We start from the raw sequence: 24287 nt of genomic DNA, 5'->3' as shown, positions 1-24287 counted from the left end.
GATCGAAAAAAGGTATGGATCTAATCCATACCTTTTAATTACCCATTCTTTGGGACCTCAAGCGATCCCTATGTAAGAAATAGAAATAGAGCAGCATCGAAACCGCAATTGAGACAGCTGCTGTTTGATAAATACTGCTGTAGCCAAGGAGATGGCTTATTTGGCCGAATATCATGGCACCAAGGCCGATTCCCAGGTCAAAAAAGGAATAGAAGGTGGCTGTCGCCATTCCCCTTCGATTGACAGGCACCTTTTCAATAGACCAGGCCTGAAGAGCGGGCTGGACCATCCCAAATCCCAATCCATATAGAATCGCCGCAAGATATAAGATGAGGCTATTAGGCAGCCAGGCTAGCAGTATCATAGCAACTAAAATGAGTAAGGTTCCCGGAATAAAAACGGCCCGAAGTCCTTTTCGGTCATATAACTGACCCGCAAACGTTCTCGTGATCATCAAAGCCACTGCGTAGAATAAGAAGTATAATTGAATCCCCGAAATATGCTTTTCGGCTGTATATAACGGAAGAAAGGCTGCAATCCCGCCAAAGGTAAACGTAATAAAAAACATTAGAGCTGATGGCTTTAAGGCCCCTTTTTCATACAGATCAAGTTTGGTTTTTCCGTGCACCGGTTTGGGGTCCACTTGTTTATAGGTAATTCTCGATGAGAGAATCAGTGCGGCCAAGCCTAAACCAGCACAAAGAAGAAAAAATGGTTTAAACGGGATAATCTCTGTTAAAATCAGACCTAATGACGGGCCAAACGCCAGCGCCAAATTACCTGATAGTCCGTAAAAACCCATCCCCTCCCCCCGCCTCGAGACAGGAATTAAATCTGAGGCGATCGTTCCTGATGCCGTTGTAGAAAAGCCCCAGCCGCCACCTTGTACGACCCGCATCATAAATAACAAAACGATACTAGTTAAGAAACCAAAAGAGCCAACTGAAATCACAAAGATGGCTAAGCCGATTATATACACAAATCTTCTGCCTTTCGTTTCAAGAGCCTTACCTGCATAAGGACGAAGCAATAACGCAGAAAATGTAAATATTCCGACAACAAAGCCAATTAACTGATCATTGCCGCCTAAATCTTCCACAAACAGTGGAATCGTCGGAAGTGTCATTTGAAACCCAAGAAAGATAAAGAAATTAGCCAGACAAATCAGTATAAAGTCTTTTGTCCAAATCTTTTCTTTCTGAAGCTGTTTTTCCATAAAGCAAAGAATCCCCTTCCCTTATATGTATGAAAAGTCGTTTCTGTTGATCAATAGAAACGACTTTCCGCGAAAATTATTTGGTGTTTGCTGTATCAATTACTCGGTTCATCGCTTGGATTTGACCTAGATGGTTCGCCTCATGAAAGATAGCAAGATTAGCCAATTCTCCAAAGGTTTCTTGACCAAGAAACGGTGTTTTTAACCTTTCACTAAAGCTCTCTGCCGGAATTTCCTTGATTCTGTTCATTTGGTCCTTTAACTGCTCCGCTAATACTTTTATGGATGGAACCTTACCTTGCCAATCAGCTGGTTTTGTACCAGTGGCAAAATACTCCATATAATGAGCAGGAAGACTGGTTGACTTTTTAGGAAAACCAAACATAAATTGTTCTGCAACCGTTAGGACATGACCCACATGCCAATGGATGGTATTGTTAAATCCCACTGGTTGTACATCCACATTTGCCTCATTAAGCATTTCTACACTTTTTACTAATTTACTTCTTGTCAGCTCAAAGCTTTTAATTAGCAGTTCACTCATTCTATCTTCTCCTCTCATACCTTCTCGCTTTCTATTCTATACTCAATATGGAACTAATATTAAATGAAACGACTTTACATTTCTTCAGGTGCTTCAATACCTAACAGGCGCAAGCCCTCTTTAAGGACAACGGTAACCGAAAAGACAAGCGCTAGGCGGGACGCTAGATTTTCATTTTCCTCTAGGATTTTCACTTCTGCATAGTACTTATTAAAGCTTTGCGCTACATCAATAATGTACTTCGCGACAAGCGATGGATCATGATTCTCACACGCCCGCTTAATAGCCGGTGCAAAGTCCAGCAAGAGACTCGCTACCTTCCATTCCTTTTCCCACGTATTTGGCTCGTTATCAGCAAGAGCTTCTGCGTGATAATCTCCTTTTCGTAGAATCGAGCATGCACGTGCAAAGGTGTACTGCACATATGGCCCTGTCTCTCCTTCAAAACGGAGCATTTCCTCCAGGGAAAATTCAATATCATTCATGCGGTTATTTTTTAAATCATGGAAAATGACCGCTCCTACGCCCACCTGTTTCGCTACCTGATCCTTGTTAAGCAAATTCGGATTCTTTTCATCAATATTATGGCGAGCCATTGCGATCGACTCGTTTAATACTTCCTCTAATAAAACGACCTTACCCTTACGTGTGGACATCTTTTTGCCGTCTTTTAACATCATTCCGAATGGGACATGAACCATTTTCTCAGCCCATTCATAACCCATTTTCCCTAGAACTGCGATAAGCTGCTTGAAATGCAGACTTTGTTCATGGCCGACTACATATAACGACTGAACAAAATCATAGTTTTCTTTACGATACAGTGCTGCTGCCAAATCGCGGGTGGCATAAAGTGTAGCCCCATCCGACTTTTTGATTAGACATGGCGGGAGCTGTTCCTCTGTTAAATCCACGACCATCGCCTGATCAGATTCTACTAATAGCTGTTTTTCCTCAAGCAGGTTGACAATTCGATCCATTTTGTCATTGTAAAAAGCTTCACCGGCAAACGAATCAAATTCTACATTCATCAGGTCATATATTCGCGAGAACTCTTTTAGTGACTCGTCGCGGAACCACTGCCAAAGTTTCTGTGCCTCCTCATTTCCATCCTCCAGCTTTTTAAACCAGCTGCGGCCTTCATCTTCTAACGATTTGTCCCCTTCTGCCTCTTCATGGAACTTAATATACAGGGATAGGAGTTCTTTGATTGGATTTTGTTTAACCTTTTCTTCTTCGCCCCAAAGTTTATAGGCCGTAATTAGTTTTCCAAACTGTGTACCCCAATCGCCAAGGTGGTTAATCTTGAACGGCTTATAGCCGCATTTTGCTGCAATATGAGCTAAGGCATTCCCTATCACGGTCGAACGCAAATGTCCCATTGAGAACGGCTTGGCAATATTCGGCGATGACATATCAATCGTGACCGTGCCACCCTTCCCGAAATCAAGTGCGCCAAATTGTCCCTTTTCCGTAATCACTTGGTTAATGAGTTTTTCAGACACCAGCTTTTTATTTAAGAAAATATTGATATACCCGCCTGCGACCTCTACTTTATCGAAAGCTGGTGATTTAATTTGCTCGCTTAGTTCGTTGGCAATAACGTTAGGTGATTTTCGTTTTATTTTAGCAAGTGTAAAGCAGGGGAATGCTAAGTCTCCATGGTCGGGATTTTTTGGTTTTTCAATTAAAATTTCCAATTGTGCAGTTGAAATTTCTTGGTCAAGCAGCCCATTGAGTATGGATGCCAGCTCGTTTTTATAGTTCATTATTAATAGCCTCCTTTTTTGAAAAAAATAAATAAAAAAACCCCCGCCTCTATAAAAGAGACGAGAGTTTGTATTTCCCGCGGTACCACTCTAATTGTTCAAATGAACCAGCTTTCTTTTGTAACGGAGGAATCTCCGGCCACACCCTATTTCGTTCAGGCTGGCATCTCCAAAGTGCGCTTCATTATCTGCTCAATATCAGGCTTCCACCGTCCCTGACTCGCTAGGACTTCCCAGATAACTACTCTCTTTTTCATAGATTTTGCAGTTGATTAACAGTTATTATACTGGAAAGATAAGGATTTATCCATAGGCGTTGATTATTTTTTTCATTGGGAATCCTTACTGTAAAGGAGGGATTTTCATGTCAAGACGCAACAAAATACTTGTTCCAGAAGCCCGTAATGGATTAGACGCCTTAAAAGCAAGAGTGGTCCAATCGGGTAGTCCTGAGAATGCTAAATTTGAAGCAGCTGAAGAGGTTGGTGTTCCCCTGAAAAAAGGGTATAATGGCCAACTGACATCTGAACAGGCTGGGAAGGTCGGCGGCAGACTAGGCGGCAGCATGGTCCGTGAACTGGTCAAAATGGCACAGGAAAACTTGACTAAAAGACAATAATTTAAAGGAGCCATTTGTCAATGGCTCTAACATTATTTCAAAAAAAGTTTGACAATTCTGTGACAATTGGTAGAATATTCAGTATAAAGGGGAGTGGTTGAGATGCATGAAAAACAGGTAAAGAATTTACGGGCTTTTAAAATGGCAGCAGCCTACGGTGGGGGAATTGGAATCATCTTTCTTTTATTCGGAATTTTTGCAAGCGATTACAATCTTATACTTGGACTTGGCATCGGCATAACAGCCGCCTCTATCGTCCTATTTCTATTTGGAACCTTTTTATCTTTAATGGAAGAATACACTCATTCAAATAAAGGAAAAACATCGATGGCACGGTCCTCAGGGCAGTTTTATTATGATTACACAAAAAGAAACGAAAGCGCCCTAAAGAGCGGGTTTGACCTAAGGGCCTCGAGGCGCTGGAGCTAGAAAAAAAGACTTGTGAGTGATCACAAGTCTTTTTATTTTGGTTGTCCTCCCACTAGGAAGATTTTCATGAGCTCGGCAATTTGCTCCGAACTTAATGGTTCATGATCTCTTTCCCAATCGGAAACAAGGGCTATGTACATTTTTAACAGGAGGAAACTAATAACCTCTGTATTTCCAGGTGGGATAGCTCCTTTTTCAATCGCTATTTCAATCTTTTTTCTTAAATAAGCAATGATTTCATCCTCAACATGCCGTAACATATCAGATACGGCTAATGTACCCATTTCTTTTTCCTCTTGGACTAGCTTGATCATCAGCTGGTGCTGCGAACGAAAAGCTAGTAATCGAGTCAGAGCCCGGTGAACATTTTCCGTAAATAGTAATCCAGGCTCGATAACGGCTTCTGCTTCGGCAATCATTTCTTTTACTAATTTAGATATGATTTCTTCAAATAGTTCTTCTTTATTTTTAAAAAAGGTATAAATGGTTCCTTTTCCAACATTAGCGAGCCTTGCTACCTGGTCCATGGTGGTGGCCTTATAGCCGAATAAAGAAAAGGACTTTGTTGCCGCTTCTACAATCATGGTTCTTCTGTCGGAAGCCATTTTACAACCCTCCCATTTGACTAATTTAGTTCTCTGGTCATATTTTACTATAACATAGCTTTTGCTTCCATTCAAACATAGGTAGAGATATTTGGAAGTGTTTTCAAAGTTTTCACTTCTCAAGGAGAGATTTTTTAGTAGAATGGATTTGATAGTAGAAAGGAAGTGGAAGTGGAAGTGATGATTAAGAAGGCTTTAACTAAATCGACTGACTTACTTATCCTTGATTATTTAAATACACGGATGAATTTAACCAAGGATGACAAGCAAAACTTTGAAAACTTAAAAAGAGGGTATGAGGGTGAGGTGATTTTCAATTCGATGACGGAAAAACTTGAATGCGATTGTCTTATTTTAAATGGGTTACTATTTGAGATCAACCATACAAAATTCCAAATTGATTCATTGATCATCATGCAACAGCTTATTTACCTGAACGAAGTGAAAAACATTGAAGGTGACTACTTCTATGAAAATAAGAAGTTCTATTCTATAAATGAAAAAGAACGGAAAGACCCCCTACTCCAATTGGACCGCTGTTCTTCTCTCCTCCGCCAATTGCTCCAATATCTTGGATTTCCTATACCAATTGAACCTTGGGTTGTTCATATTAATCCTGAATTTTCCTTATATCAAGCCCCACGGAATGAACAAATTATTCTCCCAACACAAGTTAAACGCTATATAAATAAAATAAACACTACCCCATCGAAATTAACTAGTAAGCACGAAAGGCTTGCGGATCAACTACTCTCACTCCATATTGTTAAGTCACCCTATTCTATTTTGCCAGCTTATACTTATGATCAATTAAAGAAGGGGATTGTTTGTCAAGTTTGCCATTCTTTTATGGTTTTTCTACGCGGCAAATACTGTGTCTGTGGGAAATGCGGTCATGTAGAGGAGGTAGAATCAGCTGTATTACGGCATGTGGCAGAGTTACGGCTTCTTTTTCCAGACCGAAAAATCACAACTGGTACAGTACATGAATGGTGCCAGGTCGTCGAGTGTAAGCGGAGAATAAATCGAATTCTTGAAAGGAACTTTAATTTGATTGGAGACCGACGATGGGTTTATTATGAGTGATACTTTTTAGTTTGATCGATTGGCTGGGATTACTTCTTATTTTGTCTAATAGGTCCTTCGCTATTGGACACTTTTTCTCTCAAATTAGAAATTTTGTCCTTTAGAAGCGTTCTATTGGACAGTTTCTTAATGCTGGGAACTTTTTTGACCAATAGGAGTCCGCTATTGGACACTTTTTTCCTCAAATTAGAAATTTTGTCCTTTAGAACCGCTCTATTGGACAGTTTCTTATTCGGGGGAACTTTTTTATCCAATAGGACTCCGCTATTGGACAGTTTTTTTCTCAAATCAGTAATTTTCTCCTTTAGAACCGCTCTATTGGACAATTTCTTAATCGGGGGAACTTTTTTGTCCAATAGGACCCCGCTATTGGACACTTTTTTCCTCAAATTAGAAATTTTGTCCTTTAGAACCGCTCTATTGGACAATTTCTTAATCGTGGGAACTTTTTTGTCCAATAGGACTCCGCTATTGGACACTTTTTTCCTCAAATCAGAAGTTTTGTCCTTTAGAATGGCTCTATTGGACAGTTTCTTATTCGGGGGAACTTTTTTGTCCAATAGAACTCTGCTATTGGACACTTTTTTCCTCAAATCAGTAATTTTGTCCTTTAGCATTACTCCTAAATTAAGTATTCCCAAAATAGACAAATATTTTTTATTTTTCCTGTTATAAAATCCAATTATCCTCATTAAAATTAATTTATACAAAGTATTAAAAAATCTTATACGCCATGGAGAATTTATGAATTTAACGAAACTTAAAGCATTTATTTTAGTTATTGAAAAGAAAAGTTTTTCCGAAGCAGCCATCGCTCTTAAAAGTTCTCAACCTGCGACTAGTTTAAAAATTAAGAGTTTAGAAGAAGAAATGGGGCTGGACCTCTTAGATCGTGGTAGTTCGGTTATTCAGCCGACGGCAGCAGGTATGATTGTTTACCAAGCCTCCAAAGAGATGGTACGGCGCTGGCGCAAGCTCGAAGATGACCTCCGTGTCTTTGAAGACACCTTGACAGGAACCCTAACCATCGGAGCCAGCACCATCCCTGGTACTTACCTGGTCCCAAGCTGGGTTAAAAAATTCCGAAGTCTCTATCCGAACGTTGCTGTAACCATTGAGATTAGCGATTCCAAAGAGACTCTTAGCAAACTTCACAATCAGCTCGTGGATGTCAGCATTACCGGACTGCCTTCTGAATCGAAAGAACTTAGCTATAAACAGGTTTCCTCTGATGCCTTAGTATTAATTGCCCCCTATCACCATCCATTGGGGCTTTCTAATGAGCCAACCTTTGAACAAATTAAACAGTTTGATTTTGTGATTAGAGAGGAGGGTTCCGGTACCCGAAAGGTTATGGAAGATTACCTATCAATCCATTCCCATTCACTTGCTGATTTAAAGTCTGTTGTACCCATCGGAAGTACTGAAGCCGTCATAGCTGCGGTAGAAGCAGGACTTGGGATTAGTTTTGTTTCAAAACTAGCAGCCCTCCCAGCTGCCAAAGCAAAGCGGATACAAATAATTGAAAAATTTGAACCTTTCCAACGAAATTTTTATTTTACCACTCTTAGTGATGCGAAAGATCGTCCGATTATCAAAGAATTTTCCGAACTAATAGGATCCTAAACAAGGAGGAGTACAGAATGAAAACTAGCAAGACACTAATCTTAACTTACTCAGCATTGGCCATTGCACTGAACGTTATCTTAGGCACTGTCGTCTCTACGCTGAAAATACCACTATTGTTCCTCGATACCATAGGGACCGTCCTTATTGCCGTGTTGTTCGGTCCATGGTGGGGAGCATTGGCCGGCGCTTTAACTAATATGGTTCTTGGCGTGACAACCGAGCCATCTGCGATCTTCTTTGGACTTGTCAATGTGGCCATTGCATTGGTTGCTGGATACATGGCGAAAAGATTTGATTTTAGAAAATGGTACATTGCCTTACTCACCGGAATTGTATTATCCATTATTGCTCCGCTCATCGGAACGCCAATTGCCGTTGCGGTCTATGGAGGATTAAATGGAAGCGGTATGGACCTAGTCGTCTTATGGCTGCGTTCTGCTGGAGAAAGCGTGTTTGCCTCGACGTTTATTTCAAGGATTACTGGGAACTTTGTGGATAAAATTATTACCTGCCTGCTGGTTGCGTTTATGATTTCTCGTCTGCCAAATTTCTCAAAAATCATCAATAAGGGGAAAAGTAATGCAGCGTAGCAAAAAGATTTTAATCGTCTCTCATTGCATTTTAAACCAAAATACGGTTATTGAAGGTGAAGCCCGGGCAGAAGGCGCCGTCCTTTCAGCAGTAGAGTGGGCCCTAAAACAAGGATACGGATTTCTTCAGCTTCCCTGTCCGGAATTTACCTTCCTTGGTTTAGACCGGCCATCAATGACCTATGAAGAATACAATACCCCGGAATACAGGAAACATTGCAGAGAAATCTTACTCTCTATCCTTCATCAGGCACAAGATTATGTTAATAACGGTTACGAGATTATGGGCTTACTAGGAATACAAAGCAGCCCCTCTTGTGACCCGATAAAAGGAATTTTTATGGAAGAACTGAGAGCGATATTTACTGAAAATGGCATTACCTTAAAAACACTCTGGTATTTACCGAACACAAGTGAGCCGGAATTTAAGAGTGAGGAGCATTATATTCAAAAGTAAAACAGGCCAGCCTCATAGTGGAGGCCGGCTTTTCTTTTACTCTAGCGGTATTTTCCGGTTTTCAACTTCATTTAAAAATTTAATTAAACGTTCGTTTAGTTTTTCTATACTGTTATTATTTAACTAAACGTTTGAATAGTTCTCCTAAATCCCTTCCCTGTAGGCAGATTTTCGTCTAATCAAACGTTTAATTAGTTTTTACCACCTCAAAAAATCAATCAAACGTTTAATTAGTTTTCACCACCTCAAAAAGTTAATCAAACGTTTAATTAGTTTTCACCACCTCAAAAAGTTAATCAAACGTTTAATTAGTTTTCACCACCTCAAAAAGTTAATCAAACGTTTAATTAGTTTCACCAACTCAAAGGAAATGATATTGTGGCTAAGCTGTTTTATAATGAATGTTCACAAGTCTATCACTAGAGAGAATTTTCATTGCTCTCTCAATCGTCTATAATATGATTGGGGTGAGAACATGGCACGTGAGCGCAAATTTTCAACAGATAATTTATTTCTAGTTACCAAACAAATGCTTTTAGCACATGGCTATGAAGGATTTTCATTTAGTCTTTTAGCTGATCAGCTGGAAATCTCCCGAGGAGCCATTTACAAGTATTACGATAATAAAGAAGAACTCATCACAGATTATATGCTTTATGAAATGGAGCATTTTCTGGCGGAATTAAAGGACATTGAATCCGTAGATGGTTTTGATGCACAGTTTGACTTTTTAATAAATCTTATTTTCAAGAATTCGACCATTCCGCATATGATTGAATTAGGACGCCGCATACCCATCAACGGCAACCAAAAGGTCAAAGAAAACCACGAAAAGCTCGATAAACAACATTTAGATATGTATCAACATTTACAAGGCTTCATCTCCCTTGGCAGGCAGGAATTAAAGTTGAAAGAGACACTGCCCGATCCGTTAATACTTGGATTCATTTTTCAAACGATTATGATTCCCAATCACTTTGGAATTCCTCATTCCATATGGATTAGTTCAATTAAAGAAATGATTCGTCATGGAATGTTAAGAAATGAATAATTGACACTAGTGTCACTTTAACTGATAATTAAAGTAACACAGGTGTTTATTCTTTCTTCCCCCAAAGTGACACAGGTGTCACTTTGGGGGAACTAATCAAAAGAAAAGGAGTAAATGTATGAAAAATCTTCTCCAAGCGATTACTGACCGCGTAACAACCAGAAAAGGAATGTGGATTACACTTTCTGCCTGGTTAATTCTCACTATGCTTTTAGCTGTCTTTGCTCCAAGTGTAAGAGATTATGAGGTTTCCAATATTGCTTCGCTTCCGGATGACGCAAAATCCGTCATTGCCCAAAAGAAAGTTGACCAATATTTTAAAGATAATGATGGGCTTCCGGCCATATTAGTCTTCCAAATGAAAAATGGTGAGATCAACCTTAGTGATCTAACGAAGCTTTTAGACCAGGTTAAAGATGAAAAAATCAAGGGAGTACAACAAGTAGTCTCCTTATCAGCATTGCCTCCTCAGGCTGCAGCTGGTTTCTTCTCTTCTGACAAGACGACAGCCATCATTCCTTTGACATTTGATTCATCCTTAGAAACAAAAGAAGTGAAAAAGTCAATTGAGGAAATTACTAAGATTACCAACGACACAACAAAATTAAAATTGTATGTGACCGGACCGGCAGGGATTGCAACTGATACACTTGACCTTTTCTCACGTGCTGATTTAGTCCTTATTTTCTCTACAGTTGGTTTAATCCTTCTATTATTAATCATTATCTATCGCTCGCCATTACTGGCACTCATTCCACTCCTTGCGGCAGTCTTTGTCTATGAGGTTGTGACTCAAACACTCGGATTGATGGGAAAAGCAGGACTCGTGATGACCAGCCAAACTGTATCGATAATGTCGATCCTTCTCTTTGCGGCCGTTATAGACTATTCACTGTTTGTTTTTTCACGTTTCCGTGAGGAGCTGAAAGCATATGAAAATAAATATGATGCCATGAAAGAAGCAATGAGGGAAACGGGTACGCCTGTATTCTTCTCAGGGGGAACTGTACTCGCGGCCATGCTAGTGTTATTTTTTGCAAAGTCCGGCGACTATCATAATTTTGCTCCTACTTTCGCCACTACAATGCTAATTATTATGCTGGCTTCGATTACACTTGTTCCGGCCTTGTTTACCCTCTTTGGCAGGAAGTCCTTCTGGCCTAAAGTTCCAAAGGTCGGGGATTCGGCAATCAACCACCATTCCCTTTGGAGCAAAGCAGGCCGTTTTGTTGCCAATAAACCTGGTCTATCCGTTGCTGCGATCGGTATATTGCTTCTCTTAGCTGCAAGTAATATGTTTAATCTTAAATATGAATTTGACACCATGAAGTCTTTCCCTAAAGATATGCCATCACGATTAGGCTATGAGGTTTTAGAGAAAAAGTTTGAAAAAGGGGATCTGGCTCCAACAACCGTTATTTTGGAATCACCAAAGCCGGTCACTGTCGAACAACAAGAGAAAGTAAAAAAGGTTCTCTCGGATCAGCCGCATGTTAGCAGTGTCCGCGTAAATGGGATAACAGAGAACCAACAGGTGATTAACTACAGCATGACCTTTAAGGGAAATCCATATTTCACTTCGACCATCGATGCGATGGAAAAAGTCATTAATAAATCCGGGAAAATAATCGACAACAGTGGTTTGGATGGAAAGCTTTATTTTGCAGGCGAAACGGCTACCAAAGTGGATGACCGTGCGACCAATAATCGCGATGTACTGGTCATTGTCCTGCTTGAGACGATCTTAATTTTTGCCATGTTAATTATCTTAACCAAGTCGTTTAAGATGCCCATTTATATGATGGGGACCATCTTAATTTCCTTCCTTGCAGCACTAGGTTTAGGTACGTTTTTAAGCAGTCTATTTTTTGATATCAGCACTGTCAGTGACCGCGTTCCCCTTTATGCGTTTGTTTTCCTGGTAGCTCTCGGAATTGACTATAATATTATGCTAATCTCAAGATTCCAAGAGGAACAAAAGAAACATACCGTAAAGGACGCAGTGGAAATTGCTGTTGCCAGCACAGGCGGAGTCATTTCATCCGCAGGGATCATCCTGGCTGCCACTTTTGCCGTCTTGATGACCCAGCCGATTCAATTATTATTTGTGTTCGGTTTCATTGTTGCTGTCGGAATCCTACTTGATACCTTCTTCATTAGAGGGATCTTACTGCCAGGTTTAATTGTATTACTGGAAAAAGATAAAAAACCAAGCGAGAGCAGGTAAATCTCGACCATTACAGGTCAGCCCTTCACCTCTGAAAGACTGACCTTTTTTAAAATCAAATTCATGATGGGAAAGATAGGGCTTAGTTTCTGGAAAATTTCGCATACTATGCTAGTATAGTTATTGATGGTAAATGAATGGAGGGAAACAAAGTGCTGCCTAACTTTGAAGAAAATCTACATAAATATGCAAGATTACTTGTTGCCAAAGGTATTAATGTTCAGCCTGGCGATTGGGTTAAAATGACGATTACTGTTGACCAAGCTCCTTTAGCACGTTATATCACAAAAGAAGCCTATGCACTAGGTGCTGAAAAGGTAATTATAAAATGGTCTGATGATGAAATTAGTAAACTTAATTACTTACATCAACCTGTAGAAGTATTAACCAACATCCCTGACTACGAAATTCAGGAATCTGAAGACCATGTTTTAAATCATCGTGTAAGCAGGCTTTCGATTGTTTCAAGTGATCCTGGTTTATTAAATGAAGTGGATCCTGCTAAAATTGCTGCCTACCAAAATAAAGCCGGAAAGGCCTTCAAAGCTCAACGTGTAGCGACACAAAATGACGATTTAAAATGGACGGTTGCTTCGGCTGCCGGAGCTGGCTGGGCAGCTAAGGTCTTCCCTGACTTAGCCACCTCGGAAGAACAAGTGGATGCCCTTTGGGACCAAATATTCAAAACCTGCCGTGTTTATGCGGATGACCCAGTAGCAGCCTGGGATGAACATAAGCAGACATTGAATGATAAAGCAGCAAAATTAAATGAGATTCAGTTTGATGCTTTGCATTACACAGCCCCTGGTACAGATTTGACTTTAGGTCTGCCTAAAAATCATATTTGGATGAGCGCAGAAAGCCATAATCCAAAAGGGGAAGAATTTATCGCTAATATGCCGACTGAAGAGGTTTATACCGCACCTGATACCCACCGTATGGATGGAGTCGTACGCAGTACAAAGCCACTTAGCTATGCTGGTACATTAATTGAAGGCATCGAGGTACACTTTAAGGACGGAAAGATCGTTGATATTTCCGCTGAAAAAGGCGATGAGACCATTAAGAAATTGGTTTTTGATAACGAAGGCGGAACCGGCTTGGGTGAAGTTGCCCTCGTTCCAGACCCATCCCCTATTTCGCAATCTGGGATTACATTCTTTACTACTCTATATGATGAGAATGCATCCAACCACTTAGCTATTGGGGCAGCTTATCCTACTACGATTCAAGGTGGTACAAAGATGAGTGAAGAGGAATTATTAAAACATGGCATGAATACTTCGACTGTTCATGTCGACTTCATGATTGGTTCTGACAAAATGAATATTGATGGCATTAAACAAGATGGTACAATAGTTCCCATTTTCCGTAATGGGGATTGGGCAATCTAGTTTGATCAAAAAACAATCCAGTTTTATGAAGCTGGATTGTTTTTTATGTGCCATATTGAAAAGGGAATATTTAGTCCCCGTTAACTACACGAAGTGGTACATCTTGTTCATCTAAAGGGATCATAGCATCTGTTAAATTTTTTTCGAGTAATAGTAAATAATTATTTTTAACTTGTTCCGTCCAGTTTAGTTTCTCAGCCATGAAGGCAATCACCTGATTTTTCCACCTTTGCACTGTTTGAATATCAAACAAAATAGCTCCAGTACGGCGGTTAAAGAAATCAATTGGTGTTACAACCATTTCATGTTCAATTCCATAAATTAATTTTGCAAAAAGAGGCAGCGGTAAGTTATATTTCACTGCATCAGCTGCATTCTCCTTAAGAATGTTAAAAACAGCAGCTGCGTTCGAGCCATAGATTCTCGATAAATGTTCCGCTTCTGCTTTTGTTAGTCCAGCGTCCTCTCCTTTTTTAAGCATCTTAGCAACATAACTATTAAAATTACTTGAACCTCCCACATCTCCACCAGAAATCGGCAGATGCTTTGTTTGACAAGGTGAGAAACTTCTTGATTCTTCTAATTGAAATATAGCTACTAATCGATCAACCACAATTTCAGCCATTTTACGATAACCCGTTAATTTCCCTCCAGCAATAGTAAGTAATCCTGATTCAGATTCCCAAATCTCATCTTTTCGAGAGATCTCAGACGCACTTTTTCCTTCTTCATAAATCAGCGGGCGAACACCTGCCCAGCTTGATTCAATATCATTCTCGCTTATCTTTACTTCTGGGAACATATAATTGATAGCATTGATAATATAATTCCGATCAGCAACCGTCATGTTAGGATTTACTGCATCCTCATTATAGAAAGTATCAGTTGTTCCAACATACGCCTTACCATCACGAGGAATCGCAAATACCATTCTGCCATCAGGTGTATCAAAGTATATAGCTTGTTTTAAAGGGAAGCGTGACTGATCAATCACAAGGTGGACACCTTTAGACAGCTGCAGCACTTTTCCTTTTTTTGACTGATCCATTTCGCGGATCTTATCAACCCACGGTCCGGCAGCATTGACGACCTTTTTTGCATGGATTTCGTATTTATAACCGGTTAACAGATCTTGTACAAGTGCTCCAATCACTTTTCCATTGTTGTAAAGCAACTTCATTACTTTTGTATAATTGCTGGCAGTGGCACCTTTTTCAACGGCAGCCTTCATTACTTCAATCGTCAGACGGGCATCGTCCGTACGATATTCTACATAATAACCGCCTCCCTTTAATCCTAATTTCTTCACCAATGGTTCTTTGGCAAGTGTCTCTTCAACTGAAAGCATTTTTCTGCGTTCTTGCTTTTTCACTCCCGCTAAAAAATCATAAACCCGCAGGCCGATGGATGTACTAAACTTACCAAACGTTCCCCCTTGGTGGATCGGTAATAACATCCATTCTGGTGTCGTTACATGGGGACCATTCTCATAAACGATGGCCCGTTCTTTTCCAACCTCCGCTACCATCTTTATTTCAAATTGTTTTAAATATCGTAAGCCGCCATGAACGAGTTTTGTTGATCTGCTTGATGTACCCGCTGCAAAATCCTGCATGTCAACAAGAGCCGCTTTCAATCCACGTGATTCGGCATCCAAGGCTATCCCTGCGCCGGTTATACCGCCTCCAATAACTAATACATCAAATGTTTCACCTTTTAATTTATTGACTATCTCTTCTCGATGTAAGGTTGAAAATTTCATCGTCTCTTCCTCCCGAATACGTGTCTTATAATTTACATATGCATTGAAATATAGGATGGAAATAGAAAAAGACCACAAAATACATTATCCAATTGCGATAATGTTTTTGTGGTCTCTCCGACTTCTCCTGACAAATATTAACTTAGGTTTATCTTAACATATTGAATCATCATGATACAACTAATATTATTTGAAGGCCATTGCAGCTTTAACTGCCTTTTTCCAGCCATCATATAGATTGTTTCGATTGTCGTCTGTCATTTTTGGATCAAACTTACAGTCTACCGCCCATTGTTTTGCGATTTCCTCTTGGCTTTCCCAGAAACCGACTGCCAGTCCCGCTAAATAAGCAGCTCCCAATGCAGTTGTTTCGTTTACAACCGGACGTTCAACCGGGACGTTTAATAAATCACTTTGGAACTCCATTAAAAAGTTATTTTTTACAGCACCGCCATCAACACGAAGTGCTTTCAGTTCTATTCCAGAATCTGCTTCCATTGCGGATAATACATCCTTTGTTTGATAGGCTAATGACTCAAGCGTTGCCCGGATCAAGTGTTCCTTCGATGTTCCCCTTGTTAAACCAAACACAGCTCCGCGGACATCACTATCCCAATAAGGTGTTCCTAATCCAACAAAAGCAGGGACGACATACACACCTTCCGTAGATTCAACCCTTTTTGCATATTCCTCACTATCTTTGGCGTCCTTGAACATTCGTAAGCCGTCACGCAGCCATTGGATGGCTGAACCTGCTACGAAAATACTACCTTCCAGTGCATATTCTACTTTGCCATTTAATCCCCAGGCAAGGGTAGTTAATAAGCCATGTTCAGACCGAACTGCTTTTTCTCCCGTATTCATTAACATAAAGCAGCCTGTGCCATATGTGTTTTTAGCCATTCCGTCTTCAAAACAAGCCTGCCCAAACAATGCTGCCTGCTGATCCCCTGCCACTCCTGCAATCGGGATTTCTTTGCCAAAGAAATGGTAATCAACGGTGTTTGCATAAACTTCTGATGAAGGGCGTACATCTGGAAGCATTGATTTTGGAACCCCTAGTATTTCTAATAATTCATCGTCCCATTTAAGGTCATAAATATTAAACATGAGTGTACGAGATGCATTAGAATAATCGGTTACATGGGCACGGCCCCCGGAGAGCTTCCAAATCAGCCATGTATCGATTGTGCCAAACAAAAGCTTGCCCTGCTCTGCTTTGTCGCGCGCACCTTCTATATTGTCAAGAATCCATTTTACTTTGGTTCCGGAAAAATAGGCATCGATGAGAAGCCCTGTCTTTTCACGGAAAAGATCATTATATCCCTTCTCTTTCAGCTGTTCACAAATTTCACTTGTCTGGCGAGACTGCCAAACAAGTGCATTGTATACAGGCTCTCCCGTTTCCTTATCCCATACAACCGTTGTTTCACGCTGATTGGTGATGCCGATTCCAGATATCTGTTCAGGTTTGATGCCTGACTCAGAGAGCACACCTGCTATGACAGAAAGAATGGAACCCCAAATTTCATTTGCGTTATGTTCCACCCATCCTGGCTTCGGAAAGTGCTGTATAAATTCCTTTTGAGCAGTATGAACAATTTCTCCATTTTTATTAAAAAGAATAGCCCTTGAGCTTGTTGTACCTTGATCTAAAGCTAAAATATACTTTTCCATGATAAATTCCCCCATTTATAAAATATCTTACTATTAAGCTACTTGGTTAGCCTGACTTCTAAGAGAACTCTGCTTTTTACTAGTTACAAATGAAAGTAATAGGACCACAACACTGATTCCTAATACAATCCAAAGAGACCCTGTTGCTTTTCCTAAAAAGACTGTTTTATAAAAAACTGCACCAAGGCTGCCGCCTAAAAGCGGTCCGACAACCGGAATCCATGAATAGCCCCAATTAGAACTTCCCTTTCCACTGATTGGCAATAAGAAGTGAGCAATTCGCGGACCAAGGTCACGAGCTGGATTGATTGCATAACCAGTTGTCCCACCTAAAGACATCCCGATGACCACAATTAATAAACCGACTGCAAGTGGATTTAATCCTTCTGTAAATTTATTAGCTCCAATAAATAATAGACCAAGAACAAGGATAAAGGTACCAATCATTTCACTTAATAGATTTGAAAAAGTATGCGATATAGCAGGACTTGTCGCAAATACCCCAAGCTTTGTTGCAGGATCGTCCGTCTCCTTCCAGTGAGGAAGGTAATGTAAATAAATTAACACCGATCCTAAAATAGCGCCAAGCATTTGTGCCAAAATATAGGACGGCACATCAGACCAAGGAAAATCTCCATTTAGTGCTAAGGCTATTGTGACAGCCGGGTTTAAGTGAGCTCCACTAACCGAACCTACCGCAAAAACCCCCATTGTTACTGCAAGTCCCCAAGCAACTGTAATTACGATCCATCCCGCATTATTGGAATATGACTTCTTTAAAGAAGAGCCAGCCCCAATTCCTGCGCCAAACACAATAAGAATCATTGTTCCAATCATTTCCCCAACGAATGGTGTCATTTTTTCTTTCCCTCTCTCTTTTAAATTATTTTTCCTGTTACGTCTAGGCTGTAAACGAAAAAAAGAGATTCACAACAGAATGAACCCATTAATGGGTCTCTGTGTGAATCTCCTTATCTCCGTCACAAAATATTAACTTAAGACGAGTATAGTACAAAGTTGAAAGCGGTGTCAATGCCTTTTTATGATTAAAATAGTATTAAAGTTAAAAACTAATTGGCAAATAGGTTCCATAGCTCTTTTTTAGATGTGGTAATTCCAGAGGCACCGGCTTCTAATGCTGCATAAACGTCTTCAGATGTTCGAATGAGTCCTCCAGCTAATATAGGTGTTTTCACTCGTTCTTTTACTTCTGTTATCATTTTAGGCATTGCTCCAGGAAGTACTTCAATATAATCTGGCTGTGTCTTTTCAATCAGCTTGTAGCTTTTTTCAAGTGCATGACTATCAATTAAAAAAATCCTTTGCACTGCAACTACACCTTTTTGCTTTGCCTTTTGGATGACACTTGACTTGGTTGAAATTAATCCATAAGGCTTGAATTCTTGGCAGATATATTCGGTTGCATATTCATCATTTTTAATTCCATGGATTAAATCAACATGATAAATCATTTGTTTATTGTGCTGCTTTGCCATTAAGTTAATATTTTTTAGCTGCGCAATGTGCATATCTAAATAAACACCGATTTCAAATGGGCTTTTTAGGAATTTCTCAAATTCCTTCATATTCCCTGAAGCAGGTAATATCTTTTGTTCCAAATGACTCAATCCCCTTTGTACCAACTTTTCTACTATCTTAAAGAGAAAATCTTTATTATTCAATAGCAAAAAAAGGATCAGCCTCCCGCTCCTTTACAAGCAGCGAGGGACTGACCCCTTTCTTTTATTTCTTTAATAAATCATAATACCTGATTACTTCTACTGTAATTTCACTATTCTCATCCAAGCCGCTCACTTCTTTCAAGACAGCTGGGAGTCCGTTTTCCTTGATCATAGCTTGCAGCTTTACAGCTTCTGGGTCTTCTTGGTAATCAAACAGCAAAGCGGACGCAATTGCCTTTGCAAGGTTCGTGTATGAAAGTCCGGCTTTATTTGCTTCAACAGCAGGACGTACGAGACGATCATTAGGACCAAGCTTACGGAGTGGCGAGCGTCCTACTCTAGTCACATCATCATTTAAATAAGCGTTTTGGAAACGATGAATAATCTTATCGATGTATTGACCATGTTCTTCTGGATTTAAACCATATTGATGAATGAGATAGGCACCTGTTTCGCCTAGCGTTACTTGTACCTGTTTGACGATTTCCTCATCTGCTAATGTTTGATCAATCGTGGACTTCTTCGCTAGATATCCCAAATACGCAATCACGGCATGACCTGTGTTTACGGTGAATAATTTCCGTTCAATAAAAGGAGCAAGATCAGCGACCATTTTCATTCCTTCAACTGGTGGAATGTTTTCACTGGTTTCTACTACCCATTCATAATAAGGTTCTACCAACACATCAAGTGATCCTTGATTGTTTTGAAGGGGAACGATTCGGTCAACTGCCGAATTAAAGAAGTATACTTTACCCTCTAATTTCTCCTTCGTTTCACTATCTAAATGTTCAAAGATATATCCTTTTAGTAAGTCAGTAGCCGAAATTTGATTCTCGCATGCTATTACATACAGTTTTTCATCATTATTCTTTACTCTTTCGGCCAATCCCTTAGCAATTAACGGTGCAATATGCGGAAGAATATTCGGTCCAATCGCAGTAGTTAGATAGACAGCTTGTTTGATGGCTTCGATTACATCACTTTCTTGCGTCATATTATTTAATCCGGAAACATTCTTGATCGTCATACTTTCTTGTTCAGCCGTGGCTAATTTTACTTGGTATTGTTTTTCCTCATTTAATTGATTAATGATTTGATCGGCAATATCCACAAAGGTAACATGATAGCCAGACTGTGAAAAAAGCGCCCCAATAAATCCTCTTCCTATGTTCCCTGCTCCAAAATGAACTGCTAGTTCCATTCTTATCATTCCTTTATAATTTTTGTTTGGAGATAATGTAAAAAAATCGCCTCTAATTTTGCACGAATCACTTGCTCATTTGCTGATGAAAAAATCATAATGGCTTCTTGGTTTTCAATCAAACTTGTGCTAATCAAGCTTACTATTTCCTGCTCTGTCACACTTAATTCCTCAGGAGCGAGCAGTAATAGCAAGGTTTTCATGGACATATCCTTTCCGTCCATGCCTTTAACCATAATCGGTTCCTGTAAAGGCGAGATTTGAAAAATAAGTTCATGAATATTCTTATCTCTGCAATGGAAAAGGCCCATTCCTGTACCCGGTATACCCAGGCCGCCCTTTCTTTCCCGCTCCCTTAACGAGGCTAGCACATCTATTGCCGAGTTTAAAAGCTTTTGTTTTTGAATCGTAAGGACCATTTCTGCCAGCACTTTTTCATGATCCTTTACCTGTTGCAGTTGATACACTTTGAAATTAGTTAATAGAGCCTCAATACTTTTTTGTACATCCTTCAGCAGGTGTAACACTTCATAAATAGTTCCATTTGGTTTAACACCCGTTGATGAAGCTTTTGTATCTGACGGGGGTAGATAATTTCTTTTTTCCGTTACCTTTTTTAGGTTATTTTTTAAAAAGTTCCTAATGGTGAGAATGTTCTCCTCTGTTAAAAGTGGAGAAACCAAAAGATAATCAATGTCTAGAAAAGGAAGCTTTACGGTCGAAATGATGAGATCAAACCTTTTCAATTTTGTTTGATCCTGAATTTCTTTTAATGATTTTATTTCAATATGGTCAATACCCATAATCTCTTTTTTTATCCTGCTAGCTAACATTTTGGATGTCCCAATTCCTGTTGGACAGACAACTAATGCATTTATTGATAATTTCTCTTCCCGCATCACTAAGGCAGACCCAAAATGAAGGACAATAAAGGCAATTTCATCATCTGGGATAGAATCAATATCGGTAAACTGCTTTTCAACACTATTTTTAACCGCCAAAAACAGAAAAGGATACTTCTGTTTTATTTCCTCCTTTAAAGGATTAAACAATCCCATTTGTTGTTTGATTCGATACAGGGATGGTTCCATATGAGCTAAGAGCCCTTGATACAAGGAAAAATCATTCGTGAGATCGATATGTAACTGTGATGAAACATCCTGTATAAGGGTCTTTACCATTTTACTTAGAACAAGGCTGTCATAAGGCACAACATCTACCGACTGAAGCTTAGATCCCTTCAAGATCCCAGCCAAATAAATCAGATCTTGTTCCCTAAATGTTACTGAGAAGGCTTCTTCAAGCCGCCCGCATATTTCTTTAATCAGGTTATATTCGGTCAGCAGGTTATTCATAGACCCTGTCTCTTCTTCAAGCAGGAAAAGAGCATCGGTCCGTTGCATGGTTATACCTATATGTACAATAAGTCCGATATAATCATTATCGGCTAACCGCTGCTCTGTACGATTAAATATCGTATTTACTAGTCGATCAATCACAACCATGTATTCAGGAACAAAGTAGTTCACCATTAATTCTTGAGTATATTTTCCGTTTTCTACTAAAAATAAACTCTCAATTAACTCTTCATAAAAATACAACAAAAAGTAGCTAGCCAGCGCTTTTCGTTTAGCTGACTCTGATCCCGTAAGATCAACGCCAACTCCTCTTTTCCTGGTAATTGTCACATTAAATGGGCTTAACCATTCCGTCAATTCCTCAATATAGTTCGTTATCGTTGCGTTACTAACACCGAGTTCCATTGCTAAAGCTTGAATTTTAAAGGCATCCTCTTGCATCAAGACAATCAACAGCTGCAATTTCTTCTCTTCCGGAGTTTGATCGATTGGAACCATACTCATTACCTTCTGTACTAACCGAAAGATATTCTCGTTCTTCCCCTCAATCCTAAGCCCTGTTTCCAAATGACGGATTAAGTGAAGACCAAACGTCTGAAGTATCTTTTCTACCCCGTTTAGATCACGGTGAACGGTACGGCCGCTTACATTTAAGTGGTTCGCCAGAGATGCTGCTGTTTGTTTTCCAGATGTTTTAACGAGTAATTCAATAATTGCCTTTTCCCTATTTGTTATATACATGGTACCAGCTCGTTTCTGTGATCGTAACAATATGAGAACTTACCGATTTGTAAGGATGATGAATGAGGATGGAGGCATTTTCTAAAAAAGTGAATAGAAAAGCAGCAGAACAGCTTTTCTATTCACAAACGATCTGATGTTTATTTATCATTTAAAATGTCGATAATTTCTCTTGCTGATTTTGCTTCCACTAATTTTTCAATATTTTCCATATCTGAGCATGTAACGGCAATTCCAGATAAGATTTCAAGGTGTGTGCCATCTTTTCCGGCAATACCAAAAATTAATCGAACCTTTTGGCCATCAAAGTCGACACCATCTGGTACTTGTAATACGGTAAACCCGGAATTTAAGACATCCTTTTTCGCATCTTCGGTTCCGTGCGGAATTGCTACATCATTCCCCATATAAGTTGACGTCATTTCATCTCTTGCGATCATAGCATCGATATAGCTTTCTTTTACGTATCCCGCCTTCACCAACGCTCTTCCTGCAAAACGAATCGCCTCTTCTTTTGTCGTGAAAGACTGATTTAAGAAGATATTCTCCTCAAGAAGTAATGCATCATCCGCTTGATTTTTTCCATCAGGAACATTTGCTTCCGCATCGTCTACCAATTCTTGAAGTTCAGCCGTTTCCGGGTTTTTAAGCTGGTTAATTAATTTATCATATTCTGGACTTGATAAGAAATTATCCACTGAAATATGGTAGGCATTTGGTAGCTTATTCTGTGCTCTAGGTGTTAGCTCTTCTTGTGTAACAACAATTTGAGCATCAGCTGGCAAGTTACTAATCGCTGTATTAGTAACCGAAATATTTAATCCAGCTTCTTTTACCTTTTTACGCAGCAAGGATGCACCCATTGCACTTGAACCCATTCCTGCATCACAAGCGAACACAATTTTATTTACAGTTTCAGGCATTGTAACGGAAGTGGCAGAAAAGACATTCGATACAGAACTCTTCTTTCCTTTCATTTCCTGCATTTTTTTGGCAGCTACTTCGATATCTTCCTCTTGTTGTTTGCCCGTTTTAAGAATAAACGATGAAACAACAAACGAAACAATTCCTGCTACCAGCACCCCTGCCAGGTTGGCAAGATACGTGCCTGCATGATGCGGGGTAACTGCCATAATAGCAAGGATACTACCCGGTGATGCAGGAGCAAGTAATCCACCGCCTAAAAGGACTAATGTAAATACGCCGCTCATTCCACCTAGAATAACTGCTAGGAACAACATTGGGCGCATTAAGATATAAGGGAAGTAGATTTCATGAATTCCACCAAAGAATTGAATAATGGCAGCTCCAGGTGCTGTTCGTTTCGCTGTACCTTTTCCAAAAATACAGTACGCTAAAAGGATTCCGATACCAGGTCCTGGATTTGCTTCAAGAAGAAACAATAATGATTTTCCTGTGTTTTTTGCTTGCTCAACACCGATTGGTGATAATACACCATGGTTAATCGCATTATTTAAGAACAGAATTTTGGCAGGTTCAATAATGATACTTGTTAATGGCAATAAACCTGTGCTTACCAGCCAATCAACACCCGCAACAAGCCATCCGGTAAATACATCCACGGCTGGACCAATTGCTAAGAAAGATAGGATTGCCAGCAATCCACCTAGGATACCTGCTGAAAAGTTATTGACAAGCATTTCAAAGCCCGCTTTAATTTTCCCTTCAACAGATTGGTCAAATTTCTTAATTACCCAACCGCCGAACGGTCCCATGATCATGGCGCCTAAGAACATTGGAATATCTGTTCCGACAATAACACCCATTGTTGCAATTGCCCCAACTACTCCTCCGCGTTGGTCATGTACAAGCTTACCTCCCGTGTAACCTATCAAAAGCGGAAGTAAGTATGTAACCATTGGGCCGACCATTTTGGCAAGGCTTTCATTCGGAAAGAAACCTGTTGGTATAAATAAGGCCGTGATTAACCCCCACGCTATGAAAGCTGATATATTCGGCATAACCATCGAACTTAGGAAGTTGCCGAATTTTTGTACAGCTACCTTTATATTAGATTGAGCCATTTGCTCTCATCCCTTCTTTGTTTTAGTACCCTATCTATAGTAAGGCACTGAATCACTGCATTCAATAAAGAGTAAAGTGAGATTTGTCACACATACTAGGACAAACCTATTGTTTCTCAAAGAAAATTGAATATACAGCACTTCTAACAAAAAAGGTTAATGGTGAAAAGGTTCACGGCTTATCCTTAATTACTTCGGCATG

21 protein-coding genes and 1 other annotated feature are annotated in these 24287 nt (G+C 39.7%); of the genes, 9 read left to right on the top strand and 12 right to left on the bottom strand.

Annotation, left to right across the window (positions count from 1 at the left end):
* Positions 1 to 34 precede the first annotated feature (34 nt).
* From L1999_RS01180 to argS, 3 genes are all read right to left on the bottom strand, one after another.
* Positions 35 to 1216: an MFS transporter gene (locus L1999_RS01180; RefSeq protein ID WP_235741886.1), complete on the bottom strand. Its 1182-nt coding sequence runs from the start codon at positions 1214 to 1216 to the stop codon at positions 35 to 37.
* Positions 1217 to 1292: 76 nt separating this feature from the next.
* A complete protein-coding gene (locus L1999_RS01175; RefSeq protein WP_235741885.1) occupies positions 1293 to 1760 on the bottom strand; it encodes a DinB family protein in 468 nt (155 codons plus the stop codon).
* Positions 1761 to 1834: 74 nt separating this feature from the next.
* Positions 1835 to 3529 carry an arginine--tRNA ligase gene (argS, locus tag L1999_RS01170; RefSeq protein ID WP_235741884.1) on the bottom strand — a complete coding sequence of 565 codons (1695 nt, stop codon included), beginning with the start codon at positions 3527 to 3529 and terminating at the stop codon, positions 1835 to 1837.
* Positions 3530 to 3582: 53 nt separating this feature from the next.
* Positions 3583 to 3795 (bottom strand) — a binding site (T-box leader).
* 98 nt (positions 3796 to 3893) lie between these two features.
* Between argS and L1999_RS01165 the strand changes: the two genes are divergently transcribed.
* Both L1999_RS01165 and L1999_RS01160 read left to right on the top strand, forming a co-directional pair.
* The gene (locus tag L1999_RS01165) at positions 3894 to 4148 is read left to right on the top strand and encodes an alpha/beta-type small acid-soluble spore protein (RefSeq protein ID WP_235741883.1); all 255 of its coding nucleotides are present in this window, start codon (positions 3894 to 3896) and stop codon (positions 4146 to 4148) included.
* 102 nt (positions 4149 to 4250) lie between these two features.
* Positions 4251 to 4577, top strand: a complete 327-nt coding sequence (locus tag L1999_RS01160) for a hypothetical protein (RefSeq protein WP_235741882.1) — start codon at positions 4251 to 4253, stop codon at positions 4575 to 4577.
* 32 nt (positions 4578 to 4609) lie between these two features.
* Here L1999_RS01160 and L1999_RS01155 read toward each other — a convergent pair whose 3' ends face one another.
* Complete coding sequence (locus L1999_RS01155; protein ID WP_235741881.1) at positions 4610 to 5182, bottom strand: TetR/AcrR family transcriptional regulator; 573 nt, start codon at positions 5180 to 5182, stop codon at positions 4610 to 4612.
* Positions 5183 to 5362: 180 nt separating this feature from the next.
* On the opposite strand from L1999_RS01155, the gene L1999_RS01150 reads away from it, so the two are divergent.
* Positions 5363 to 6268, top strand: coding sequence for a nuclease-related domain-containing protein (locus L1999_RS01150; protein ID WP_235741880.1), 906 nt, complete (start codon positions 5363 to 5365; stop codon positions 6266 to 6268).
* 29 nt (positions 6269 to 6297) lie between these two features.
* Here the strand turns inward: L1999_RS01150 and L1999_RS01145 are convergent, their stop codons facing one another.
* Positions 6298 to 6978: a hypothetical protein gene (locus L1999_RS01145; RefSeq protein WP_235741879.1), complete on the bottom strand. Its 681-nt coding sequence runs from the start codon at positions 6976 to 6978 to the stop codon at positions 6298 to 6300.
* Between the two features lie 34 nt (positions 6979 to 7012).
* Here L1999_RS01145 and L1999_RS01140 point away from each other — a divergent pair, with 34 nt between their 5' ends.
* The 6 genes from L1999_RS01140 (at position 7013) to L1999_RS01115 (ending at position 13616) form a co-directional block, all read left to right on the top strand.
* Positions 7013 to 7894: a selenium metabolism-associated LysR family transcriptional regulator gene (locus tag L1999_RS01140; RefSeq protein ID WP_235741878.1), complete on the top strand. Its 882-nt coding sequence runs from the start codon at positions 7013 to 7015 to the stop codon at positions 7892 to 7894.
* A 17-nt stretch (positions 7895 to 7911) separates the two neighbouring features.
* A complete protein-coding gene (locus L1999_RS01135; RefSeq protein ID WP_235741877.1) occupies positions 7912 to 8487 on the top strand; it encodes a CD3073 family putative ECF transporter S component in 576 nt (191 codons plus the stop codon).
* A complete protein-coding gene (locus L1999_RS01130) occupies positions 8477 to 8944 on the top strand; it encodes a CD3072 family TudS-related putative desulfidase (protein ID WP_235741876.1) in 468 nt (155 codons plus the stop codon). The genes L1999_RS01135 and L1999_RS01130 overlap by 11 nt, the downstream gene beginning before the upstream one ends.
* Positions 8945 to 9419: 475 nt before the next feature.
* Positions 9420 to 9995 carry a TetR/AcrR family transcriptional regulator gene (locus L1999_RS01125; RefSeq protein WP_235741875.1) on the top strand — a complete coding sequence of 192 codons (576 nt, stop codon included), beginning with the start codon at positions 9420 to 9422 and terminating at the stop codon, positions 9993 to 9995.
* A gap of 118 nt (positions 9996 to 10113) precedes the next feature.
* Positions 10114 to 12222 carry an MMPL family transporter gene (locus L1999_RS01120; protein ID WP_235741874.1) on the top strand — a complete coding sequence of 703 codons (2109 nt, stop codon included), beginning with the start codon at positions 10114 to 10116 and terminating at the stop codon, positions 12220 to 12222.
* 137 nt (positions 12223 to 12359) lie between these two features.
* Positions 12360 to 13616: an aminopeptidase gene (locus L1999_RS01115; RefSeq protein WP_235741873.1), complete on the top strand. Its 1257-nt coding sequence runs from the start codon at positions 12360 to 12362 to the stop codon at positions 13614 to 13616.
* Positions 13617 to 13686: 70 nt separating this feature from the next.
* On the opposite strand, the gene L1999_RS01110 is transcribed toward L1999_RS01115, so the two are convergent.
* The 7 genes from L1999_RS01110 to L1999_RS01080 all read right to left on the bottom strand — a co-directional run bounded on the left by L1999_RS01110 (position 13687) and on the right by L1999_RS01080 (position 24085).
* Positions 13687 to 15378: a glycerol-3-phosphate dehydrogenase/oxidase gene (locus L1999_RS01110; protein ID WP_235741872.1), complete on the bottom strand. Its 1692-nt coding sequence runs from the start codon at positions 15376 to 15378 to the stop codon at positions 13687 to 13689.
* A gap of 186 nt (positions 15379 to 15564) precedes the next feature.
* Positions 15565 to 17055, bottom strand: coding sequence for a glycerol kinase GlpK (glpK, locus tag L1999_RS01105; RefSeq protein ID WP_235741871.1), 1491 nt, complete (start codon positions 17053 to 17055; stop codon positions 15565 to 15567).
* Between the two features lie 33 nt (positions 17056 to 17088).
* Positions 17089 to 17913, bottom strand: a complete 825-nt coding sequence (locus tag L1999_RS01100) for an MIP/aquaporin family protein (protein ID WP_215047612.1) — start codon at positions 17911 to 17913, stop codon at positions 17089 to 17091.
* 212 nt (positions 17914 to 18125) lie between these two features.
* Complete coding sequence (locus tag L1999_RS01095; protein ID WP_275677339.1) at positions 18126 to 18674, bottom strand: glycerol-3-phosphate responsive antiterminator; 549 nt, start codon at positions 18672 to 18674, stop codon at positions 18126 to 18128.
* A 124-nt stretch (positions 18675 to 18798) separates the two neighbouring features.
* Positions 18799 to 19941 carry a mannitol-1-phosphate 5-dehydrogenase gene (locus L1999_RS01090; RefSeq protein ID WP_235741870.1) on the bottom strand — a complete coding sequence of 381 codons (1143 nt, stop codon included), beginning with the start codon at positions 19939 to 19941 and terminating at the stop codon, positions 18799 to 18801.
* Positions 19942 to 19946: 5 nt separating this feature from the next.
* The gene (locus L1999_RS01085) at positions 19947 to 22040 is read right to left on the bottom strand and encodes a BglG family transcription antiterminator (RefSeq protein WP_235741869.1); all 2094 of its coding nucleotides are present in this window, start codon (positions 22038 to 22040) and stop codon (positions 19947 to 19949) included.
* Between the two features lie 140 nt (positions 22041 to 22180).
* A complete protein-coding gene (locus L1999_RS01080; protein WP_235741868.1) occupies positions 22181 to 24085 on the bottom strand; it encodes a PTS mannitol transporter subunit IICBA in 1905 nt (634 codons plus the stop codon).
* Positions 24086 to 24287 lie beyond the last annotated feature (202 nt).

This window comes from Neobacillus drentensis (genome assembly GCF_021560175.1).
Taxonomy (GTDB): Bacteria; Bacillota; Bacilli; order Bacillales; family Cytobacillaceae; genus Neobacillus; species Neobacillus drentensis_A.
Note: the sequence above shows the minus strand (reverse complement) of the source record. Positions and strands in the feature narration are given on the sequence as shown.

Bases quoted from the DNA above. Each gene is read 5' to 3' on its own strand.
- L1999_RS01090 (WP_235741870.1), bottom strand. From the start codon at position 19,941: ATGGAACTAGCAGTTCATTTTGGAGCAGGGAACATAGGAAGAGGATTT.
- L1999_RS01160 (WP_235741882.1), top strand. From the start codon at position 4,251: ATGCATGAAAAACAGGTAAAGAATTTACGGGCTTTTAAAATGGCAGCA.
- L1999_RS01135 (WP_235741877.1), top strand. From the start codon at position 7,912: ATGAAAACTAGCAAGACACTAATCTTAACTTACTCAGCATTGGCCATT.
- L1999_RS01125 (WP_235741875.1), top strand. From the start codon at position 9,420: ATGGCACGTGAGCGCAAATTTTCAACAGATAATTTATTTCTAGTTACC.
- L1999_RS01110 (WP_235741872.1), bottom strand. From the start codon at position 15,378: ATGAAATTTTCAACCTTACATCGAGAAGAGATAGTCAATAAATTAAAA.
- L1999_RS01115 (WP_235741873.1), top strand. From the start codon at position 12,360: ATGGAGGGAAACAAAGTGCTGCCTAACTTTGAAGAAAATCTACATAAA.
- L1999_RS01165 (WP_235741883.1), top strand. From the start codon at position 3,894: ATGTCAAGACGCAACAAAATACTTGTTCCAGAAGCCCGTAATGGATTA.
- L1999_RS01100 (WP_215047612.1), bottom strand. From the start codon at position 17,913: ATGACACCATTCGTTGGGGAAATGATTGGAACAATGATTCTTATTGTG.
- L1999_RS01155 (WP_235741881.1), bottom strand. From the start codon at position 5,182: ATGGCTTCCGACAGAAGAACCATGATTGTAGAAGCGGCAACAAAGTCC.
- L1999_RS01150 (WP_235741880.1), top strand. From the start codon at position 5,363: ATGATTAAGAAGGCTTTAACTAAATCGACTGACTTACTTATCCTTGAT.
- L1999_RS01120 (WP_235741874.1), top strand. From the start codon at position 10,114: ATGAAAAATCTTCTCCAAGCGATTACTGACCGCGTAACAACCAGAAAA.
- L1999_RS01140 (WP_235741878.1), top strand. From the start codon at position 7,013: ATGAATTTAACGAAACTTAAAGCATTTATTTTAGTTATTGAAAAGAAA.
- L1999_RS01080 (WP_235741868.1), bottom strand. From the start codon at position 24,085: ATGGCTCAATCTAATATAAAGGTAGCTGTACAAAAATTCGGCAACTTC.
- argS (WP_235741884.1), bottom strand. From the start codon at position 3,529: ATGAACTATAAAAACGAGCTGGCATCCATACTCAATGGGCTGCTTGAC.
- L1999_RS01175 (WP_235741885.1), bottom strand. From the start codon at position 1,760: ATGAGTGAACTGCTAATTAAAAGCTTTGAGCTGACAAGAAGTAAATTA.
- L1999_RS01180 (WP_235741886.1), bottom strand. From the start codon at position 1,216: ATGGAAAAACAGCTTCAGAAAGAAAAGATTTGGACAAAAGACTTTATA.
- L1999_RS01130 (WP_235741876.1), top strand. From the start codon at position 8,477: ATGCAGCGTAGCAAAAAGATTTTAATCGTCTCTCATTGCATTTTAAAC.
- L1999_RS01085 (WP_235741869.1), bottom strand. From the start codon at position 22,040: ATGTATATAACAAATAGGGAAAAGGCAATTATTGAATTACTCGTTAAA.
- glpK (WP_235741871.1), bottom strand. From the start codon at position 17,055: ATGGAAAAGTATATTTTAGCTTTAGATCAAGGTACAACAAGCTCAAGG.